Source organism: Pseudomonas sp. MDT1-16 (assembly GCF_054898115.1).
The window spans coordinates 741,728-761,789 of the sequence record NZ_CM142717.1; the positions used below are offsets into that span (position 1 = coordinate 741,728).

Annotated in this window: 18 protein-coding genes; 17 read left to right on the forward strand and 1 reads right to left on the reverse strand. The window is 59.7% G+C overall.

What is annotated here, in order from left to right; genetic code table 11:
• Positions 1-18 precede the first annotated feature (18 nt).
• The 15 genes from waaF to ACYZT3_RS03395 all read left to right on the forward strand — a co-directional run bounded on the left by waaF (position 19) and on the right by ACYZT3_RS03395 (position 15,803).
• Positions 19-1,053 (forward strand): lipopolysaccharide heptosyltransferase II, encoded by a 1,035-nt coding sequence (gene waaF, locus ACYZT3_RS03325; RefSeq protein WP_282382396.1) that lies wholly within the window; start codon positions 19-21, stop codon positions 1,051-1,053.
• Between the two features lies 1 nt (position 1,054).
• Positions 1,055-2,116: a lipopolysaccharide heptosyltransferase I gene (gene waaC, locus ACYZT3_RS03330; RefSeq protein ID WP_282382398.1), complete on the forward strand. Its 1,062-nt coding sequence runs from the start codon at positions 1,055-1,057 to the stop codon at positions 2,114-2,116.
• The gene (locus tag ACYZT3_RS03335) at positions 2,116-3,237 is read left to right on the forward strand and encodes a glycosyltransferase family 4 protein (RefSeq protein WP_282382401.1); all 1,122 of its coding nucleotides are present in this window, start codon (positions 2,116-2,118) and stop codon (positions 3,235-3,237) included. The genes waaC and ACYZT3_RS03335 overlap by 1 nt, the downstream gene beginning before the upstream one ends.
• Positions 3,237-4,043, forward strand: a complete 807-nt coding sequence (gene rfaP, locus ACYZT3_RS03340; protein WP_462031502.1) for a lipopolysaccharide core heptose(I) kinase RfaP — start codon at positions 3,237-3,239, stop codon at positions 4,041-4,043. Before ACYZT3_RS03335 ends, rfaP begins: the two co-directional genes overlap by 1 nt.
• Positions 4,043-4,777, forward strand: coding sequence for a lipopolysaccharide kinase InaA family protein (locus ACYZT3_RS03345; RefSeq protein ID WP_282382406.1), 735 nt, complete (start codon positions 4,043-4,045; stop codon positions 4,775-4,777). The genes rfaP and ACYZT3_RS03345 overlap by 1 nt, the downstream gene beginning before the upstream one ends.
• Positions 4,774-5,526 (forward strand): lipopolysaccharide kinase InaA family protein, encoded by a 753-nt coding sequence (locus ACYZT3_RS03350; RefSeq protein WP_462031503.1) that lies wholly within the window; start codon positions 4,774-4,776, stop codon positions 5,524-5,526. The genes ACYZT3_RS03345 and ACYZT3_RS03350 overlap by 4 nt, the downstream gene beginning before the upstream one ends.
• The gene (locus ACYZT3_RS03355; RefSeq protein WP_282382410.1) at positions 5,526-6,977 is read left to right on the forward strand and encodes a lipopolysaccharide kinase InaA family protein; all 1,452 of its coding nucleotides are present in this window, start codon (positions 5,526-5,528) and stop codon (positions 6,975-6,977) included. The genes ACYZT3_RS03350 and ACYZT3_RS03355 overlap by 1 nt, the downstream gene beginning before the upstream one ends.
• Positions 6,978-7,171: 194 nt before the next feature.
• Positions 7,172-7,507 (forward strand): YceK/YidQ family lipoprotein, encoded by a 336-nt coding sequence (locus ACYZT3_RS03360; RefSeq protein WP_282382428.1) that lies wholly within the window; start codon positions 7,172-7,174, stop codon positions 7,505-7,507.
• 173 nt (positions 7,508-7,680) lie between these two features.
• Positions 7,681-9,438: a carbamoyltransferase family protein gene (locus ACYZT3_RS03365; protein WP_462031504.1), complete on the forward strand. Its 1,758-nt coding sequence runs from the start codon at positions 7,681-7,683 to the stop codon at positions 9,436-9,438.
• Positions 9,422-10,552 carry a glycosyltransferase gene (locus ACYZT3_RS03370; RefSeq protein ID WP_462031505.1) on the forward strand — a complete coding sequence of 377 codons (1,131 nt, stop codon included), beginning with the start codon at positions 9,422-9,424 and terminating at the stop codon, positions 10,550-10,552. The genes ACYZT3_RS03365 and ACYZT3_RS03370 overlap by 17 nt, the downstream gene beginning before the upstream one ends.
• A complete protein-coding gene (locus tag ACYZT3_RS03375; RefSeq protein WP_462031506.1) occupies positions 10,552-11,448 on the forward strand; it encodes an antimicrobial resistance protein Mig-14 in 897 nt (298 codons plus the stop codon). Before ACYZT3_RS03370 ends, ACYZT3_RS03375 begins: the two co-directional genes overlap by 1 nt.
• Positions 11,449-11,456: 8 nt before the next feature.
• Positions 11,457-12,887: a PIG-L deacetylase family protein gene (locus tag ACYZT3_RS03380; protein ID WP_462032334.1), complete on the forward strand. Its 1,431-nt coding sequence runs from the start codon at positions 11,457-11,459 to the stop codon at positions 12,885-12,887.
• Entirely contained in the window at positions 12,884-13,840 is a 957-nt protein-coding gene (locus ACYZT3_RS03385; protein WP_282382417.1) for a glycosyltransferase family protein, read from the forward strand. Before ACYZT3_RS03380 ends, ACYZT3_RS03385 begins: the two co-directional genes overlap by 4 nt.
• Before the next feature lie 39 nt (positions 13,841-13,879).
• Positions 13,880-14,647 (forward strand): glycosyltransferase family 2 protein, encoded by a 768-nt coding sequence (locus ACYZT3_RS03390; RefSeq protein ID WP_282382418.1) that lies wholly within the window; start codon positions 13,880-13,882, stop codon positions 14,645-14,647.
• A gap of 25 nt (positions 14,648-14,672) precedes the next feature.
• On the forward strand, positions 14,673-15,803 hold the full coding sequence (locus tag ACYZT3_RS03395) for an O-antigen ligase domain-containing protein (RefSeq protein WP_462031507.1): 1,131 nt from the start codon (positions 14,673-14,675) through the stop codon (positions 15,801-15,803).
• Positions 15,804-15,844: 41 nt separating this feature from the next.
• Here ACYZT3_RS03395 and ACYZT3_RS03400 read toward each other — a convergent pair whose 3' ends face one another.
• Positions 15,845-16,486, reverse strand: coding sequence for a BUD32 family EKC/KEOPS complex subunit (locus ACYZT3_RS03400; RefSeq protein WP_282382420.1), 642 nt, complete (start codon positions 16,484-16,486; stop codon positions 15,845-15,847).
• A gap of 115 nt (positions 16,487-16,601) precedes the next feature.
• Between ACYZT3_RS03400 and msbA the strand changes: the two genes are divergently transcribed.
• Together msbA and hldE are read left to right on the forward strand one after the other, a co-directional pair.
• The gene (gene msbA, locus ACYZT3_RS03405; protein ID WP_282382421.1) at positions 16,602-18,404 is read left to right on the forward strand and encodes a lipid A export permease/ATP-binding protein MsbA; all 1,803 of its coding nucleotides are present in this window, start codon (positions 16,602-16,604) and stop codon (positions 18,402-18,404) included.
• 232 nt (positions 18,405-18,636) lie between these two features.
• Entirely contained in the window at positions 18,637-20,061 is a 1,425-nt protein-coding gene (gene hldE, locus ACYZT3_RS03410; protein ID WP_282382422.1) for a bifunctional D-glycero-beta-D-manno-heptose-7-phosphate kinase/D-glycero-beta-D-manno-heptose 1-phosphate adenylyltransferase HldE, read from the forward strand.
• Position 20,062: the final 1 nt, after the last annotated feature.

A 20,062-nucleotide genomic window follows, 5' to 3' on the forward strand; every position in this document is an offset into this window, starting at 1 on the left:
CTCGTTTTTGGAAACCACATGAAAATTCTGATCGTTGGGCCCAGTTGGGTCGGTGACATGGTGATGGCGCAGACACTGTTTCAGTGTCTCAAGCAGCGCCACCCGCAATGCGAAATCGACGTGCTGGCCCCCGAGTGGAGCCGGCCGATTCTTGAGCGCATGCCCGAAGTCCGCCAGGCCTTGAGCTTTCCGCTCGGTCACGGTGTTTTGGAGCTGGCGACGCGTCGGCGTATCGGCAAATCCCTGGCCGGCCAGTACGACCAGGCGATCCTGCTGCCCAATTCCCTGAAGTCGGCCTTGGTGCCGTTCTTCGCCGGCATCCCGAAACGCACCGGCTGGCGTGGCGAATTTCGCTACGGCCTGCTCAATGACGTGCGCACGCTGGATAAAGAACGTTATCCGCTAATGATCGAGCGCTTCATGGCCCTGGCCTATGAGTCCGGTGCGGAGCTGCCGAAACCTTATCCACGCCCGAGCCTGCAGATCGACCCGGTCACTCGCGAAGCGGCAATGGCCACGTTCGGCCTGGCCCTCGACCGCCCGGTGTTGGCGCTGTGCCCCGGCGCCGAGTTCGGCGAGTCCAAACGCTGGCCGTCCGAGCACTACGCCAAAGTGGCCGAAGCGAAGATCCGCGAAGGCTGGCAAGTCTGGCTGTTCGGTTCGAAAAACGATCACGCGGTCGGCGAAGACATCCGTTCGCGGCTGATTCCCGGTCTGCGTGAAGAGTCGGTGAACCTCAGCGGCGGCACCTCCCTGGCCGAAGCCATCGACCTGATGTCCTGCGCCGACGCGGTGGTGTCCAACGACTCCGGCCTGATGCACGTCGCCGCCGCGCTGAATCGCCCGCTGGTGGCGGTCTACGGCTCGACGTCGCCGGGTTTCACACCGCCACTGGCCGAGCACGTCGAGATCGTGCGCCTGGGCATCGAATGCAGTCCGTGCTTCGATCGCACGTGCCGCTTCGGTCATTACAACTGCCTGCGCCAGCTCATGCCGCAAGCGGTGAACGAAGCCTTGCAGCGTTTGCAGGGCACTGTGGTCGAGGTCAAATAGTTTGCGGGTACTGCTGATCAAGACTTCTTCGCTGGGCGACGTGATTCACGCGTTGCCGGCGCTGACCGACGCGGCGCGGGCGATCCCCGGCATCACGTTCGACTGGGTGGTGGAAGAAGGCTTCGCCGAAATCCCGACCTGGCACCCGGCCGTGGGCAAGGTGATTCCCGTGGCGATCCGTCGCTGGCGCAAAAACATCTGGCAGACCCTCAAGAGTGGTGAGTGGAAGCGCTTCAAGCAAAGCGTTCGCGCCAACCAATACGATCTGGTGATCGATGCCCAGGGCCTGCTGAAAAGTGCGTTGCTGACCCGATATGCCAAAGCCCCGGTGGCCGGGCTGGATAAAAACTCGGCCCGTGAGCCGATTGCCGCACGTTTTTATTCCCGGCGTCTGGCCGTGGCCCGTGGGCAACACGCGGTGGAGCGGGTGCGTCAGCTGTTCGCCGTGGCGTTGGGGTACGACCTGCCCAAAGGCTTGGGCGATTACGGCCTGAACGTCGAACGACTGGTGGAATTGCCGCGCAAGAATGCTTACGTGGTGTTCCTGCACGGCACCACGTGGGACACCAAACACTGGCCTGAAGCCTATTGGCGCGAGTTGGCCGAGCGCGTCGGCTATCTCGGCGTCGGGGTGAAGCTTGCGTGGGGCAACCCGATCGAAAAAGCCCGAGCCGAACGCATCGCCAAAGACATGAAACACGTCGAAGTGCTGCCCAGGCTGAACCTGGCCGGTGTCGGCAAGGTGCTGGCCGGCGCGCAAGCCTGCGTGGCGGTGGACACCGGTCTCGGTCATCTCGCCGCCGCACTGGACGTGCCGACGCTGTCGCTGTTTGGCCCGACCAACCCGGGCCTGACTGGCGCCTACGGCAAGTCGCAGATTCACATGGCCAGCGACTTCCCTTGCGCGCCATGCCTGCAAAAGAAATGCACCTATCAACCGACGGCCCAAGATGCCCGTCAGTTTGACCTTAAACGTGAGTGGCCCCTGTGCTTCACGCGTCTGAATCCCGAGCGTGTCGCGACCCGACTGAGCACGTTGTTACTGGCTGAGGAGCTGCGCTGATGCAACTGGCATTCGTCTTGTACAAGTACTTTCCCTTTGGCGGCTTGCAGCGCGATTTCATGCGCATCGCCCTGGAATGTCAGCAGCGCGGCCATCAGATTCGGGTCTACACGCTGATCTGGGAAGGCGACATTCCACCCGGCTTCGAAGTGTTGGTGGCGCCGGTCAAAGCGTTCTTCAATCATCGACGCAACGAGAAGCTCAGCGAATGGATGGAGGCTGATCTGGCCAAGCGTCCGGTGGACCGTTTGATCGGCTTCAACAAGATGCCGGGTCTGGACGTCTACTACGCCGCCGACGGTTGCTTCGAAGACAAGGCGCAAAACCTGCGCAACTCGCTGTACCGTCGCTGGGGTCGCTACCGGCACTTCGCGGAATACGAGCGCGCCGTGTTCGCCAAGGATGCCAAGACCGAAGTGCTGATGATTTCCGAAGTCCAGCAGCCGCTGTTCATCAAGCATTACGACACGCCGCTTGCGCGCTTCCATTTGCTACCGCCCGGTATTTCTCAAGATCGGCGCGCGCCGGCCAATGCCGCCGAGATCCGCGCCGAGTTTCGTCGCGAATTCAACCTGAAAGACGATGAACTGCTGCTGGTGCAAATTGGCTCCGGGTTCAAGACCAAAGGCGTGGATCGCAGCCTCAAGGCGCTGGCCGCATTGCCCGCCGATCTGAAGAAACGCACCCGGCTGTTTGTAATTGGCCAGGACGACCCCAAATTATTCCAGATGCAGAGCGCTACATTGGGGCTCGGCGATAACGTGACGTTCCTCAAGGGGCGCAGTGACATCCCGCGTTTTCTGCTCGGCGCCGATCTGTTGATCCACCCGGCGTACAACGAAAACACCGGGACCGTGTTGCTCGAAGCCCTGGTGGCCGGCCTGCCGGTGCTGGTGAGCGCGGTCTGTGGTTACGCCCATTACATCGCCGAGGCCGACGTTGGTCTGGTGCTGGACGAACCTTTCGATCAGGCGCAGCTGACTCAGTACCTGACCGGCATGTTGAACGACGCTCAAGCACGGGCGGCCTGGAGCCGCAACGGTCTGGCCTTCGCCGAGACGGCCGACCTCTATAGCATGCCGCAGCACGCGGCCGATGTGATTCTGGCGGAGCACGCTTAATGAAGTTGATGCTGGCTGAACCGTTCAAGAGCCTCTGGGCCGGACGCGACCCGTTCGCCGAAGTCGAGGGTCTCCAGGGCGAGGTGTACCGCGAACTTGAAGCGCGCCGGACCCTGCGTACCGAAGTCAATGGCAACGGCTTTTTCGTGAAGATCCACCGTGGCATTGGCTGGGGTGAAATCTTCAAGAACCTGCTCACGGCCAAGCTGCCGGTGCTCGGTGCCGGCCAGGAATGGAAGGCCATTGCGCGCCTGCAAGAAGTCGGTGTGCCGACCATGACCGCCGTGGCTTACGGCGAGAAGGGCAGTAACCCGGCAGACCAGCATTCGTTCATCGTCACCGAAGAGCTGGCGCCCACGGTCAGCCTCGAAGACTTCAGCATCGACTGGGTCAAGCAGCCGCCCGAGCCGAAACTCAAGCGTGCGCTGATTGCCGAGGTCGCGCGCATGACCGGCATGATGCACCGCGCCGGAGTCAACCATCGCGACTGCTACATCTGCCACTTTCTGCTGCACACCGACAAACCGGTGACGGTCGACGATTTCAAGCTTTCGGTGATCGACCTGCACCGCGCCCAGACCCGCCCTTCGGTCACTCAGCGCTGGCGCAACAAGGACCTGGCGGCGCTGTACTTTTCGGCCCTGGACATTGGCTTGACCCGGCGTGACAAATTGCGTTTCCTCAAAGGTTATTTCCAGCAGCCCCTGCGCCAGATACTGGGCGAAGAAGCCGGGTTGCTCGCCTGGCTGGAAGGCAAGGCCAACAAGCTCTACGACCGTAAACAGCGATATGGGGATGCGCTCTGATGGCGGGTTGGAAACTGGAACCTGCGTACAGCGATCTGGCAGAAGATTTCGGCAGTCTTGAGGCTGTGTTCGCGCTTCAGGGCGAGCGCCTGACCCGCGACCTGTTATCCGAGGTCATTCGCGTCCAGCGCAATGGCGTCAACTATTACGTCAAACGCTACGTGGGTGCCGGCAAAGGTCTGCGCCGTTACTTGGGCAAACCCCGGGTGAAAGCCGAGTGGCAGAATCTCAAGCGCTTCGCCAAGTGGGGGATTCCCACTGCCGAAGTGGTGGCCTGGGGCCTGGAACGTCGTGGTGCGGCGTACGATCGTGGGGCGATGATTACCCGTGAGCTGCCGCATACCGAAGACTTGTCGGCCCTGGCCGAGCGGCATGATCCAAAGCTGGCGGACCGCGCCTGGGTCGACAACGTCAGCCGGCAGCTGGCGGGTTATACCCGGACCATGCACGACCATCGTTTCACCCATAACGATTTGAAGTGGCGCAACCTGCTGATCGACGATGAGCCCCGGCTGTTTTTGATCGATTGCCCCAATGGTGATTTCTGGCGTGGCTTTTGGCTCAAGTACCGGATCACCAAGGACTTGGCGTGTCTGGACAAGGTCGCCAAGTATCACTTGTCGGCCACCCAGCGCCTGCGCTTTTACCTGCAATACCGCCAGCGTGATCGGCTGAATGCCGCCGACAAAAAAAGGATCCGGCACGTGGTGAGATTTTTCGAGGGGCGCGAATGACTGATTTTCTGGCCGCTGAAGACCGTGCGCTGCTTGAGCGTCACGGCCTCGGCACCTTCGACGCACTCTGGGCCAAGCAGCTCGACGCTGTGGACGAGCCCAACACCGCACGCGGTGGCTGGAGCAGCGTGTTTCGGCTGGATCTGGAGGGTCATGGCTACTACCTCAAACGGCAGAGCAACTACCAGATGCGCACCTTGCATGCGCCCTTTGGCGAGCCGAGCTTTGCCCGTGAGTTTCGCAATATCAGTCGATATGAAAAGTTCGGTATTCCAGCGCTGAAGGCGGCATTCTTCGGTGAGCGCAAGGTCAACGGCGAAGTCCGGGCGATTCTGCTGACCCGTGCCCTGGACGGTTGGGATGACCTGGATTCGCTGTTGCAGCGCTGGTCGGACCTGAGTTCGGCGCAGCATTCGGCGATTATGAAGGCCTGTGGTCAACTGGCTCGGCGCCTGCACGGCGCGCGTCAGGTTCACGGTTGCTTCTACCCCAAACACATTTTTCTCCAGGCCACCGGCGACGGTTACCTGGCCCAGCTGATCGACCTGGAAAAGACCCGGCCGTTGCTGTTTGGTCTGCGTGACCGGGCGAAAGATCTGGAGCCGTTGCTGCGCCGGGCACCTCAGTGGAACGAAACGCAGTTGCGCGAGCTGCTGGCTGCCTATCTGGATCAATCCCAGGACAGCTCGTTGATCGACAGCTGGCTGGCGCGACTGACCGCGCGGCGCACTCACAAGGAGGCGCGCTGATGCGTTTGTCCGAGCTGAAAAACGCTGGCCGCAGCCCCGGCCTGCCGCTGAACATTTCACTGGCCGATGCCGCCGGCCCTGCCGAGTTGCAATTGCTGAGTCTGTTGCGGGTGTTGCCGGGGCAGCGTTATGTCGGTGCCGGCGTCTGGCGTGGTCGGCCGGTGCTGGCCAAGTTGTTGGTCGGCAGCAAAGCGGCGCGGCATTTCCAGCGTGAACTGGACGGCGTGCGGTTGCTGGCGGCTCAGGGGTTGACCACGCCGTTGCTGCTGGCTGATGGCCTGAAGGACGGCGAGGGCGGTTGGCTGCTGTTCGATTTCCTTGAAGGCGCCGAAAGCCTTGGGGATGCCTGGAAGCAGGTCGAACACTTGCCGATGCTGGCGGATGAGCAATCGGCGGTATTGGCCGATGCGCTGGGTGCGATTGGTCAATTGCACCGCAAGGGCCTGTGGCAGGAAGACTTGCACCTGGACAACCTGCTGCGCCAGGGCGGCCGGCTGTATTTGATCGATGGTGCCGGGATTTGTGCGGAAACGCCTGGCCAGCCGCTGTCTCGACAGAAAGTCCTGGAGAATCTCGGGGTGTTTTTCGCCCAGTTGCCCAAGACGCTGGAACCCTACACCGAAGAGCTGCTGGTGTATTACCTGCTGAGCAACGGCGAGCATGCACTGCCCATGGAAGCGCTGCAGAAGCAGATCAGCAAGGTCCGCAGCTGGCGCCTCAAAGACTTCCTGATCAAGGTCGGCCGCGAATGCACGCTGTTCAGTGTCCAGCGCGGAGCGTTCGGGTTACGGGCGATTCGCCGCGAAGAAGAAGCGGCGATGCTGCCGGTGCTGGAGCAGGCCGATGCGTTGCTCGATCAGGGCCATCTGTACAAGACCGGCGGCGCGGCGAGCGTCGGCAAGGTCGAGGTGGCCGGTCGTACGCTGGTGATCAAACGCTACAACATCAAAGGTTTTGCCCATTGGCTCAAACGCTTCTGGCGCCCGAGTCGTGCCTGGCATTCCTGGCGCGAAGGCAATCGCCTGGCGTTTCTCGGCATCGCCACGCCCAAGCCGTTGGCGTTGCTGGAGAAGCGTTTCCTCTGGTTGCGCAGTCGAGCTTATCTGGTGACCGAGTATTTACCGGGGCCGGATATCATCGAGCGCTTTGCACCTTATGTTGAAGGCGGTGAGGCGCCGGAAGCCGAGTTGCTGGCGCTGGATCATTTGTTTGCCGAGCTGATTCTTGAGCGGATCAGTCATGGGGATTTCAAAGGGCATAACCTGTTCTGGCAGCAAGATCGCTGGGCGCTGATTGATTTGGATTCGATGTGTCAACACGGCTCGCTCAGTAGCTTTGCCCCGGCGTATGCGCGGGATCGGGCGCGGTTCATGCGTAACTGGCCGGAGAGTAGCGCGCTTTATCAGGTCATTGATCAGCGTCTTCCCAAGGATATCTCCAGCGTTGCTTGAATCCCTTCGCGAGCAGCACGCTCCCACAGAACCACCGTGTTGACGGAAAGGCTCAGGGCGTGAAGGGGCCAGACCAGCCACTCGAGATTAAGGGACAGGTTTTTATGAATCGTCCTACATGATCTACAGAGCCCATGAACTGTGCCCTGAATAGCCGCGATGCTAGTTTGCCTGACGTTCACGGAGGGCAGATTTTGACGATAAAGATGGCGGTGTTGCTGGGCACTTTCTCATTGGCGTTATCGGGCTGTGGGACCGCTGTTACGGTGCTGCAGGATGATGCCGAGGCTACCCGCGGCCTCAGGAAGCAAAAGACTTATTGTCAATCCATTCCCCGTATTTACAGCGGTCTGGCTTACGATTTCTGTGTGCTGAATGCGCCGCCGGACCCCACGGGTTTTCTTGTGCCGTTCGTTCTGCTGGATCTGACGTTGTCTGGTGTTCTGGACACCGTTGCATTGCCCTACACGATTTACCGGCAGACAACCGACGGCAATATCAGTATTTACTGGAGGTCAGGCCGCGGATGAGCAATCCCGCCTGCTTTCGTCCGGATCATCTTTACAGGGGCAATATGCGCTGGGTCATTCCCGCCATGTTTACGCTATAATCCCGCCCTTTAGCTGCCACTCGCCCTTTGCGAGGGCACATTAATCTTTGAGGCGCCTTGCGCCTGCATGCAGACTGAAGAGGCTAGACCCCTGTGGCATTGACGATTCTTGGCCTGTCCGGCGCCCTTAGCCATGATCCTTCCGCAGCTTTGTACATCGACGGCAAGCTGGTCGCGGCGGCTGAGGAAGAGCGCTTTGTGCGCGATAAACATGCAAAGAACCGCATGCCTTACGAGTCGGCGAAGTTCTGCCTCGAGCAGGCTGGCATCAAGCCGTCCGACGTTGATGTGGTAGCGATTCCATTCGCACCAATCAGCCTGTTCGGCAAGGCTCGCTGGCATTACGCCAAGCGTTACTGGTACGCCCCGGACCGCGCGCTTGACGCGATCCTGATGGGTAACCGTCGCTACAAGCGCTATCGCAACAAGATTGTCTGGTGCCTCGAGCAATTGGGTTTCGATCCGAAAAAAATCAAGATCGAACCGGTCGAGCATCACCTGGCTCACGCCTCCAGCGCTTATCACTGCTCCGGTTTCAAAGAGAAAACCGCGATCCTCGGGATCGACGGCAAGGGTGAGTACGCCACGACCTTTTTCGGTTACGGCGAAAACGGCAAGATCCACAAGATCAAGGAATTTTTCGATCCGGATTCCCTCGGCGGCCTGTACGGCGCGATCACCGAGTTCCTCGGTTTTGAGATGCTCGACGGTGAGTTCAAGGTCATGGGCATGGCGCCGTATGGTGATGCCAGCAAATACGATTTCTCGCGTCTGGCTTCGTTCGAGAACGGCGAGCTGGTGATCAACACCGACTACGCCAACGTCATCGGCTTGCGTCGTTATAAAGAGAAAGGCAAAGGCTTCTATTTCTCGCCGAAGCTGATCGAGTGGCTGGGTCCGAAGCGCGAAGGCGACATCGCCGACGAGCCGTACATCCACTACGCCGCGAGCATCCAAGCGTTGTTCGAAAAGATCTCGCTGCAGATGATCGACCACTATCTGGGCGACGTACTCAAGGAAACCGGCAAACTGGCCTTCGCCGGTGGCTGTGCGTTGAACGTCAAACTGAACCAGAAAATCATCGCCCGCGACGACGTCAAAGAGTTGTTCGTGCAGCCGGCGTCCGGCGATGCCGGTACTGCGGTCGGTGCTGCGGCTTACGTGTCCCACGCCCGTGGTGTACCCGTCGAGAAGATGGAACACGTCTACCTCGGCCCGTCCTACACCAACGAAGACGTGCTCGCTGCGTGTGCCCGTCACCCGAGCAAGCCTGTATGGCGCAAGCTCGAGAACATGCCGGAAAACATTGCCAAAATCATGGTCGACGGCAACCCGGTGGCCTGGTTCCAGGGTCGCATGGAGTTCGGTCCGCGCGCCTTGGGTGGTCGTTCGATCATCGGTTGCCCGAGCGCCACCGGCGTGGCTGACCGGATCAACCATCAGATCAAGTTCCGCGAGCGCTGGAGGCCTTTCTGCCCGTCGATGCTCGACACCGTTGCACCGCAGATGATCAAGATTGATCATCCGGCGCCGTTCATGACCTTCACCTTTGAAGTGGCTGAAGAGTGGAAGACCCGCGTGCCGGAAGTCGTCCACGAAGACGGCACGTCGCGGGCCCAGGTGCTCAAGCGCGAATACAACCCGCGCTACTACGACATGATGAAGGCGCTGGAAGTGCTGACCGGTAACGGCGTGTCGCTGAACACCTCGCTCAACCGTCGTGGCGAACCGATGATCTGCTCGCCGACGGATGCCCTGAACATGTTCTTCGGTTCCGATCTACAGTATCTGATCATGGAAGACATCCTGGTGGTCAAAGAGGGCGCGGACGCATATGACACGCTCGGCTGAACGCCATGTGCTGCAGTTCTGTCACGGCTATGACGGGCCGTTTCTGGACTGCGCCCGGCAGTACGCCAGCCTGTTCGCGGGGACCGGTTATCGTGTGACCACGGTGTTTCTGACCGGGGCCGCAGACAGTGAGGTCGCCGCGAGCTGCGCTTCCGATGAAGTGCTGTTCATGGAATACAGCTCCAAGGCCATTCGTGGCCTGAAGCTGGGCGCCATCGGCGATCTGCGCAAGATCGCCGCCTCGCGCAATTTCAGTCTTTGCATCGCTCACCGATTCAAACCTATCTATATCGCCTTGCTCGGTACCTCGTTGCCGGTGATTGGCGTGCATCACGCGTTTGACGATTACAAGCGCGGCACCCGCAAACTCTTCGCGAATATTTTCCGCAAACGCCTGAGCCTGCTCGGGGTTTCCGATGCGGTGCGCGACGACATGCGTCATTGCCTGCCGAAGTGGCCGGCGGCGCGGATTCAAACACTCTATAACCGGATTGATGTGCAAACCTTGCAGGACAGCCAGGTGTCAGTTCGCGAAGCTCGGGAAACCCTGGGCCTGGCGATGGATGCCTGGGTTGTTGGCAACGTCGGACGGCTGCATCCGGACAAGGATCAGGCCACGCTGCTGCACGGTTTTGCTGCGGCGTTGCCGGGTTTGCCTGCCAACAGTCAACTGGTGATTCTCGGTGCCGGTCGACTGGAGCAGGACCTCAAGGCCCTGGCCCGTGAGCTGGGTATCGGCGACCGCGTGCTGTTCCTCGGCCAGGTACCTGAGGCTCGGCGTTATTTCCGTGCCTTCGATGTGTTTGCGTTGAGCTCCGATCATGAACCGTTCGGCATGGTGCTGCTGGAAGCCATGGCTGCCGGCGTGCCGTTGCTCGCCACGGCGTGCGGTGGGGCGAAGGAAGTGGTTGAGGGCGTCGGTATTCTGTTCCCGCTGGGCGATGCCGAGCACTTGGCTCAAGGGCTGCAACATCTGGCCGCGATGGACGAGCAGCAACGTCACCAGTGTGTCGAGCTGATGCTTGATCGCTTGCGTGAGCGCTTCTCCGACCGCACGGTGCGCGATGCTTTCTGGCGTTTGCCGCACGTTACCGAACTGGCACCGAGGGGCTGATGCTCAACCGATTTCAAGGCTGGCGCGAACGTGGCTGGGCGGTAGTCGACGCCTCGGCATATGCCGAGGCCTGGCAACGTTATGGCGGCAGCGTCGCCACTCATCCCATGGTGGTCGACCGGCTGGCGCAGTTGGCCGACATCCCTGTGCGCTACCTGGCCTGGGAGCAAAACGGTGAAGTCAAAGCTGCAATCCCGACCTGGGGGCGCGACCTTGCCTTGTCCAAGGATGTACTCAAGCGCTGTGGTAAAAAAGGCCTGTTCGACCTCGGTAATGCCGAGTTCATCCTGCCGGCCGCTGCCGATGCACAAGCGCCGCTGCGTCATCGCGCACGCTACTTGTCGGTGCTGAATGAAGGCCGCTTCACCGGCATCAAATTGCAGGCCGAGCAACTGGCGATGGCCCGCACTCCCGAAGAACTGTCGAAGAAGTTTCGCTACAACCAGCGCCGTGAATTGCGATTGCTGGAAGAGGCGGGCGGAGTGGTTCGGCCGGTCGCCGAATTTTCCAGCAGTGAACTGGCAGCGATCTATTGCGACCTGTTCCAGCGCCGCTGGGGCTTCTCGGCGACGGGGGCCGAGCGCATGGCTGAGGTCATCGAATTGCTGCGTGACTTGCTGATCGGCTCGGTGATTTTTCTCAACGGTGCGCCGATAGCGATTCAACTGGTCTACCGTGTCGAGACACCACAGTGGATCAGCGTCGAGTACATCAATGGCGGCGTCGATCCCGAAACCCGCGAATTCAGTCCCGGCAGCGTGCTGAGTTTTCTCAATACGCAAAGCGCTTGGGAGCATGCCCGGGCGTTGGGCAAACCCTTGCGCTTTTCTTTCGGTCGCGCTGACCGTGAATACAAGGATCGTTGGTGCAATCCTGTGCCGGTGTTCACCGTATGAGCCAGCCCATGAACCGCAAACAGCAATTGCTCAAGCGTCATCGGCGCATCAAGCGCATCGGTCTGCTCATCGCGTTGGCGCTATTGATTGCCATCGGCGTACTGGTGACCTGGTGGCTGCCATTGGTGCTCGCGGTTCTGGGCTGGATTGCCCACGAGGCATGGTTCGCCGACCATTTGTTTTATTCGCCCAAAGACGATTACCAGTACAGCTTTCCACCGTACACCCAACAACCCAAGGTCCACCTTGATGGTGAGCGTTTGCGCCTGGACGACGGCGTCATGCTGGTCGACGACGCCACTCTGGTTTTGGCGCTGCGGATAAAAAGCACCTGGCTGGGACGCTTTATCGATCCAGTGGTCGAGTTGTCGGGGGGGGATAACCCGGACCGACAAACCTTTGAGCGTGGTGTGAACGGCCTGCGTTACCTCAACCTCAGTGGTCAGGCGCACGTTCTGTCGCAAGGTGAGTTACGTCTGCGCGGGCGTTTCTGCCGATTGCTCGGTGAACCGGTGCTCTGGGCGTTCGAGCATGCGGATTACAGCCGTCAGCGGGTGATGGTGATCGCGCCCCATGCCGACGATGCCGAGCTGGCCGCATTCGGGTTGTACAGCAGCGCCAATCAAAGCTGGATCGTGACCATGACCGCCGGTGAAATCGAGGCCGAGCACTATCAGCAGATGGGGCTCAACGGCGTCGAAGCGTCACGGCTGAAAGGCTCGCTTCGAGCCTGGGACAGTCTCAGCGTGCCGTTGTGGGGCGGCGTACCTCAGGAACGCTGCATTCAGTTGGGGTATTTCTGCCTGCAATTGCCCGCCATGCAAAGCGCGCCGACCGAGGCCGTGGTGTCCCGTGAGGCACAACTTGGCGATACTCGGTATTTTCGACGGTTCAATCCGTTTGCCCTGGGCAGTGACGTCGATGGCATACCGTCCTGGAACAATCTTCTGGCCGACCTGAGCGAGTTGATCGAGCGCATCCAGCCCCAGGTCATTGTCTTGCCGCATCCGCGTTTCGACCCGCACCCAGACCATCTATGCTCACAGCAGGCGGTGATGCAGGCACTGAGCGGGACAGCCTGGCAGCCCGAAACCTTGTTGCATTACGCCAATCATTTGCATGACAACGATCGCTGGCCAATGGGTGATGCCAGTACTGGCGTGACACTGCCGCCACAGATCAATAGTCATGAACCGTTGCGGCCTTGGGCACTCTGCCTGTCGTCCGAAAAACAGTGGCACAAGGCTATGTCGTTGGGCATGATGCACGACCTTCAGCCCCGACTTCCCCTCAAGCGTCTACTTCGCCGGGCGATACAACGTTGTCTGGCGGCCCGACACTGGCCGGCTTTCGGCGAAAACGAGTTCTTCCGTAAAGCGGTGCGACGCCACGAATTATTCTGGGTCCAAGAGCTGTCTGGAAAGAGAGAGACCAATTGAAAGTTCTGTTTCTGGTGCAGAAAGAGCAGCGAGCGATCCTCGATCGACTGTATGACGGTATCGCCGAGCACTGCGACTGCGACAAGCGCGAGCTGACCAGCGCGGAGCAGGACGACTTGCAGGGCTACTTTCGCAAGCATGTCGATGTGAGCCGCTATGACAGGATTGTTTTCTTCCTGCGCTTCAAAAAAGAAATCAGACAGGTGAGGTTCATACAAACCCTGCCCAATCTGGTTATTCTGGAGCACGATGCGTACCAGAATTACATCCCGTGCAAGTACACGGGCAAGTTCAGCGACCATTACCGCAAGCTGCCTTGGGTGCGGGTGATCAGCTCGGGTTTCATGGTCAGCCAGCGCTTGCGTGATGAAGGGTTTGACGCGCATTTCGTGCCCAAGGGCTACGATCAGGCGCTGTTGCAAAACTGCCAGCGTGAACGTGATATCGAGCTGGGTTTCGTCGGCAGTCTCAACAGCGTGGCGTATGCCGGACGCAAGGCCATGCTCGAGTCCGTGGCCGAAGTGGAGAACCTGCTGATCACGCGCACCAAGTCGGGTGAAGAATACTGCGAGACGTTGAGCCGGATCCGTTACTTCGTGAGTGCCGACGTTGGCATGGGCGAATACATGATCAAGAATTTCGAAGCCATGGCCTGTGGTTGTGTGCTGTTTGCTTACGATCAAGGGGAAGCAGAGAATCGCGCGCTGGGGTTTGTCGATCTGCACAACATCGTGCTCTATCGAACCCGCGACGAACTCAGGGAAAAACTGGCGGTGTTACGCGAGTCCCCACAGCTGACCGAGGCCATTTCATTGGCCGGACAGGCTCTGGTAGAGCAGCGTTACACGTTCCGGGCTGTAGGGCATTCGATTGTCGACGCCCTGCGTGCGCCGCTGCGCGAGCATGTCCCGCTGGGCTGGAAAGAAAAATTACGCTTGTCGCTGGGGCTGTAAAGCCGGGCGATTAAACAACCAATGGTGCGGTGTAAACAAATGCTGTTCAGCGAGACTAGCGACATTTCGGTAGTAATTACTAGTTGCGGTCGCTTCGATCTGTTGAAGCGAACCCTCGAGACGTTTGACCGGTTCAACACGGCTCCCATCCGTAAAGTGTTCATCACCGAGGACTCCGGCGACAGCGCCGTAGAGGCCTGTATTCCGGAGCACTGGAGGGCACATACCCAGTTCTTCATCAACAACCCACGCCTGGGTCAGTTGCGGTCCATCGATGCCGCCTATGCCCAGGTGCAGACGTCGTGGATTTTCCACTGCGAAGACGACTGGGACTTCTACCGTGAAGGGTTTATCGAAGAATCCCAATGCCTGCTGGAGGAAGATCCACAGGCGCTGCAAGTGTGGTTGCGCAGCTTCAATCATGACCTGATGGTTCACAGCCCTTACGTGTTCCTGAACGAGCGCAAAGTCAGCCGTGGCATTCCTTTCTACGTACTGGGCTCGCAAAAGGCCGAGTGGCAAGGTTTTTCCTTTAATCCAGGGCTGCGCCGTCGTGCGGATTACCTGACGCATGCGCCGTATTCCGCATTTTCCGGGGAGAAAGACCTGTCGCGTCTGTATGCTGGCGAAAACCGCTATGCGTTGATTCTGGAAAACGACGCGGTATTGCACACCGGCTTCGGAGAGCATGTGGTGGTTCCGAAGGAGCGAGTGAGCAAATTACGGCGTAAACGTATCGATCGGCTGAAGCTGATCGCAGCTCTTATTTTGGGTCTTGCAATAGGTTGGGTGCTGCATGGAATTTAGCGGCATGAAGCCAGGAAAGATCACCATGGCCTCTTATTTCGGAGCGGCGCTCTGCCTGTTTCTTTTGAGCTTTGTGGTGGGCTGGTCGTCGAAGTGGACCAACAACCTGTTCTACGTCCTTATGGTATTGCCGGGCCTGGTGTTCCTGATCAAGGAGCGCGGTGCTGGCTTGCTCAAGGAGCCGCTGGCGTGGGGTTGGCTGGCGTTCATTCTGTGGTTTCTGGTGCCTGCGACGATTGCAGGGCAGATGCAGTTCTACAAACACGTCTTCTATGTACTGATGTTCGTCATGGTGGTCGGCGCCCTCACCGATCCGAAATTTTTCCGCAGCTCAGCGTTTATTCGCGCTCAGTTCTGGATCCTGACGTTGTACATATTCAGCAGCGCGCTCTACGGTTGGGCAACCGGTGAATTCGCCGTTGGCGGCCGGGTGGCGCTGCTTCCGGCACGCTTGGAGAACGTCATCTACGCCAGCATTTGGCTGTTCTGTGCGTTGGCGCTGGCGCTGCCTATCTGGTTCAAGGAACGAAAGTATATCGAAGGTGGCCTGGCCATCGTCTTGTCGGTGTTTGCGGTAGCCTTCGTCATGCAGACGCGCACTGCGTTTGTGGGGGCTGTGTTCCTGTTCGGCGTCTGGTTGCTTTACGGCATTTACCACAAGCCGCGGCTGGTTGGCAGTGCGGTGGCAATCGGCGCGGTTGTTTTAGGCCTGCTGTTCTTGGTGGTGCACAACGAAGCCTGGTACCAGTCCCTCTGGAATCGAGGCGATTCGTACCGCATCGAAATCTTTCAGATCATGGTCGGCGAGTGGCGCAACTGCGGCTGGGTACTGGGCTGCGGCATCGGCTTCCACACCCCCCAGGTACTCGATGGCTGGATGCCGATTCAGCATCCGCACAACATTTTCGTAGCGCTGGGGCTGTACAGCGGCGGGGTTTCGCTGATGTTGTTCGTTGCGCTGATGGCAGTATCCCTTTGGCAGGCTTGGCGTCTGCGCGACGTGTGGGGTATGTACCTGGCGTGTGCACTGGTGATGCTGAACTTCGATGGCAGTTTGCTGATCGGTAACCCTGACGAGTTGTGGCCTCTGGTGCTGCTGCCCGCTGCGATGATCCTCTCTCGTGTGCTGAAGGCGCGGCAACCCGCGCTGGCGTAATGCCTGGCCTTCGTCTCCTCCTGGAGGCTAAGGCGCTCAGATCATTTTTGCAGGGCGACGCTCAGCTCCTCCGGGGAGCAGATGCTCTGGGTCTGGCCATAATGGTGCATGAAGACTTCGCCGCGACCGTCAAGCAACCATTGCCGGTCTTGCGGGTAACGCACCATATGCTTGAAATTGCGCAGCCGCAGGGTCTTGCGCAACGGACGGCGATACACCCGCATGTCGGCAATGTCGATCAGGCCCAACTGATGCTCGGGTGTGAGCACGATGTTGCCCAGGTGCGCCGAGCGGAAGTAAATCCCCCGCTCATGCAAAGTGGCCATGAAGACCCCCAATTGACCGCGCAACGGATCGGCATCGCCCTGGGTATCCAGTAGCTGGCGCAGGGTCTGGCCCGGTAGTGGATCGTAGTGCACGGCATCACGCTCGATACTCGGGATGCGGTAAACCTGACGAATCGACGGGCAGGGGATGTGCCGTTCACGCAACGCATCGCAGTTGTCGGCAAAGCGTTTGGCGTACGGATACCATGCGGCCGATGTCAGCAGGCGCTTGCGGCGAAACAGTTTGAGTATTGAACCGTCCGTCAACCGCAGAACCTTGTCCCCCGAACCATCCGCTTCAAGGACTTGTGCTCCCTCGCGCAGGGCGAGATATCGGGTGTGATCAAGCGCTTGCATCAATACTCCGGGTTGGGCGCCGTGAGGCATGGATAGCCGGCCATGTTACCGCAGGTCAGCGACTAAAATGGCCTGTGTTACACTCGCGGGCTCTTTTCTCATACAACGGGTTCTCATGACCAGCCCTGATTCGCCTGCGCCGTCGAGCTTGAAGATTTACCTGCGCCTGCTGTCGTATGTGCGTCCGTACTGGGGCATGTTTGCCATCAGTATTGTCGGCTTTGTGATTTTTGCCTCGACGCAGCCCATGCTCGCCGGGATTCTCAAATATTTCGTTGATGGCCTGAGCAACCCTGAAGCGGTGCTCTTCCCTACAGTTCCGTATCTGCAAGACCTGCAGTTGCTGATGGCTGTGCCGCTGCTGATCATCCTGATCGCCGCCTGGCAAGGCCTGGGGTCTTTCCTGGGTAACTACTACCTGGCGAAGGTTTCGTTGGGGCTGGTCCACGACTTGCGTGTCGAACTGTTCAACAAGTTGCTGGTATTGCCCAACCGTTATTTTGACACCCATAACTCCGGGCACCTGATTTCGCGCATCACCTTCAACGTGACCATGGTCACCGGTGCGGCCACGGACGCCATCAAAGTGGTCATTCGTGAAGGCCTGACCGTGGTGTTCCTGTTCGCTTATCTGTTGTGGATGAACTGGAAGCTGACCCTGGTGATGCTGGCGATCCTGCCAATCATCGCGATCATGGTGAGCAGCACCAGCAAAAAATTCCGCAAGCAGAGCAAGAAAATCCAGGTGGCGATGGGCGATGTGACTCACGTGGCCTCCGAGACCATCCAGGGTTATCGCGTGGTGCGCAGCTTCGGCGGCGAGAGCTATGAAGAGCGTCGTTTCACCGAAGCCAGTCAGGGCAACACCGACAAGCAATTGCGCATGACCAAGACCGGTGCGGTCTACACGCCCATGTTGCAATTGGTGATCTACACCGCCATGGCGGTGTTGATGTTCCTGGTGCTGCTCCTGCGCGGTGATGCCACCGCCGGTGACCTGGTGGCCTACATCACCGCGGCGGGCCTGTTGCCCAAGCCGATTCGACAGTTGTCGGAAGTCAGCTCCACGATCCAGAAGGGCGTCGCCGGTGCCGAGAGCATTTTCGAGCAACTGGACGTCGAGCCAGAGATTGACAAGGGTACCGTCGAGCGCGATCGCGTCACCGGCCACCTGGACGTGCGCAACCTGAGCTTCACCTATCCGGGGACCGAGCGTGAGGTGCTGAAGAACATCAGCTTCACGGCGGCACCGGGGCAAATGATCGCCCTGGTCGGTCGTTCGGGTAGCGGCAAGTCGACCCTGGCCAGTCTGATTCCGCGTTTCTATCACCACGAAACCGGCGAAATCATGCTCGATGACGTGGAAATCGAAGATTATCGTCTGCGCAATCTGCGTCGGCACGTGGCGCAGGTGACACAGCATGTGACGCTGTTCAACGACACCATCGCCAACAACATCGCTTACGGTGACCTCGCCGGCGCACCACGTGCCGACATCGAAAAGGCCGCCACGGATGCTTACGCGATGGACTTCATCTCGGAGATGCCGCAGGGCCTGGACACCCAGGTCGGGGAAAATGGCGTGTTGCTGTCCGGCGGCCAGCGTCAGCGCCTGGCGATTGCCCGGGCCTTGTTGAAGAACGCACCGTTGCTGATTCTCGACGAGGCAACGTCGGCGCTCGATACCGAGTCCGAGCGGCATATTCAGGCTGCACTGGATCAAGTCATGAAAGGTCGCACCACGCTGGTGATTGCTCACCGGTTGTCGACCATCGAGAAGGCCGACCTGATCCTGGTCATGGACCATGGTGAAATCGTCGAGCGCGGCACCCATGCTCAATTGCTCGCGCAAAATGGCTACTACTCGCGTCTGCATGCGATGGGCCTGGACGAACCGGTCACCGCCGGAATCGCCTGACCCGACGAGAGGGTGAGCTTAACTCATCCTCTCTCGCTGACTGCTTACTGCTGAATGTGAAATTGACACCTAGGCGCTGGAATTGACGGACGCTTGTCGTCGATTGTCGGATTTTCTGATCAATAAATGAGCAGAAAACCCTGCTGAATCATCCCATTGCAGCCGTCGCACGAGCCCGCGCCAACCCTGTGTTAATATCGCGCCCCTGTTCATTCTGTATGTGGGTTGCTCCATGAAGTTGTCCATGCCGCGATTCGATCAAGCCCCTGTCTTGGTGGTCGGCGATGTCATGCTCGACCGTTACTGGCATGGTGGTACCTCACGGATTTCCCCTGAGGCGCCGGTACCGGTAGTCAAGGTCGAGCAAATCGAGGACCGCCCCGGCGGTGCCGCCAACGTTGCGTTGAACATTGCCGCCCTCGGCGCACCGGCCTCGCTGGTCGGCGTGACCGGCGACGATGAAGCTGCCGACAGCTTGGCCAATAGCCTCAAAGGCGCTGGCGTACGGGCGTTGTTCCAGCGCATCGCGCACCAGCCGACCATCGTCAAGCTGCGGGTCATGAGCCGTCACCAGCAACTGCTGCGTATTGACTTCGAAGAACCCTTCGCCACCGACGCCCTGGCGCTGGGTGAGCAAGTCGACGAATTGCTCGAAGGCATCAAGGTGCTGGTGCTGTCCGACTACGGCAAAGGCGCGCTGAAAAACCATCAGGCGCTGATCCAGGCGGCCCGTGCCCGTGGCATTCCGGTGCTGGCCGACCCTAAGGGCAAGGATTTCTCGATCTACCGTGGGGCGAGCGTGATCACGCCGAATCTCAGTGAGTTCGAAACCATCGTCGGCGGCTGCGCCGATGAGCATGAGCTGGTGAGCAAGGGCGCGCAGCTGATGCACGACCTCGACCTCGGCGCATTGCTGGTGACCCGCGGCGAACACGGCATGACTCTGCTGCGTCCGGACCATCCGGCACTGCACCTGCCGGCCCGTGCCCGTGAAGTGTTCGATGTGACCGGTGCCGGCGACACGGTCATTTCCACCCTGGCGGCCGCTATTGCCGCTGGCGAAGAACTGCCCCACGCGGTGGCCCTGGCCAACCTGGCCGCGGGCATTGTGGTCGGCAAGCTCGGTACCGCGGCCATCAGCGCGCCGGAACTGCGTCGCGCTATCCAGCGTGAGGAAGGTTCGGAGCGCGGTGTGCTCGGCCTTGAGCAGCTGTTGCTGGCGGTCGATGATGCGCGTGCGCATAAAGAGAAGATCGTCTTCACCAACGGCTGCTTCGACATTTTGCACGCCGGCCACGTGACCTACCTCGAGCAGGCGCGGGCTCAGGGCGATCGCTTGATCGTTGCGGTCAACGACGATGCGTCGGTCAGCCGACTGAAAGGCCCGGGTCGTCCGATCAACAGCGTCGACCGTCGCATGGCCGTACTGGCCGGTCTGGGTGCCGTGGATTGGGTGATCAGTTTCGCTGAAGCCACCCCGGAAAACCTGCTGCGCGAGGTCAAGCCGGATGTGCTGGTCAAGGGGGGGGACTACGGGATCGAGCAAGTGGTCGGCGCGGACATTGTAACCGCTTACGGCGGAACGGTGAAAGTGCTGGGGCTGGTGGAAAACAGCTCGACCACAGCGATTGTCGAGAAGATCCGCAAATCCGAGTGAC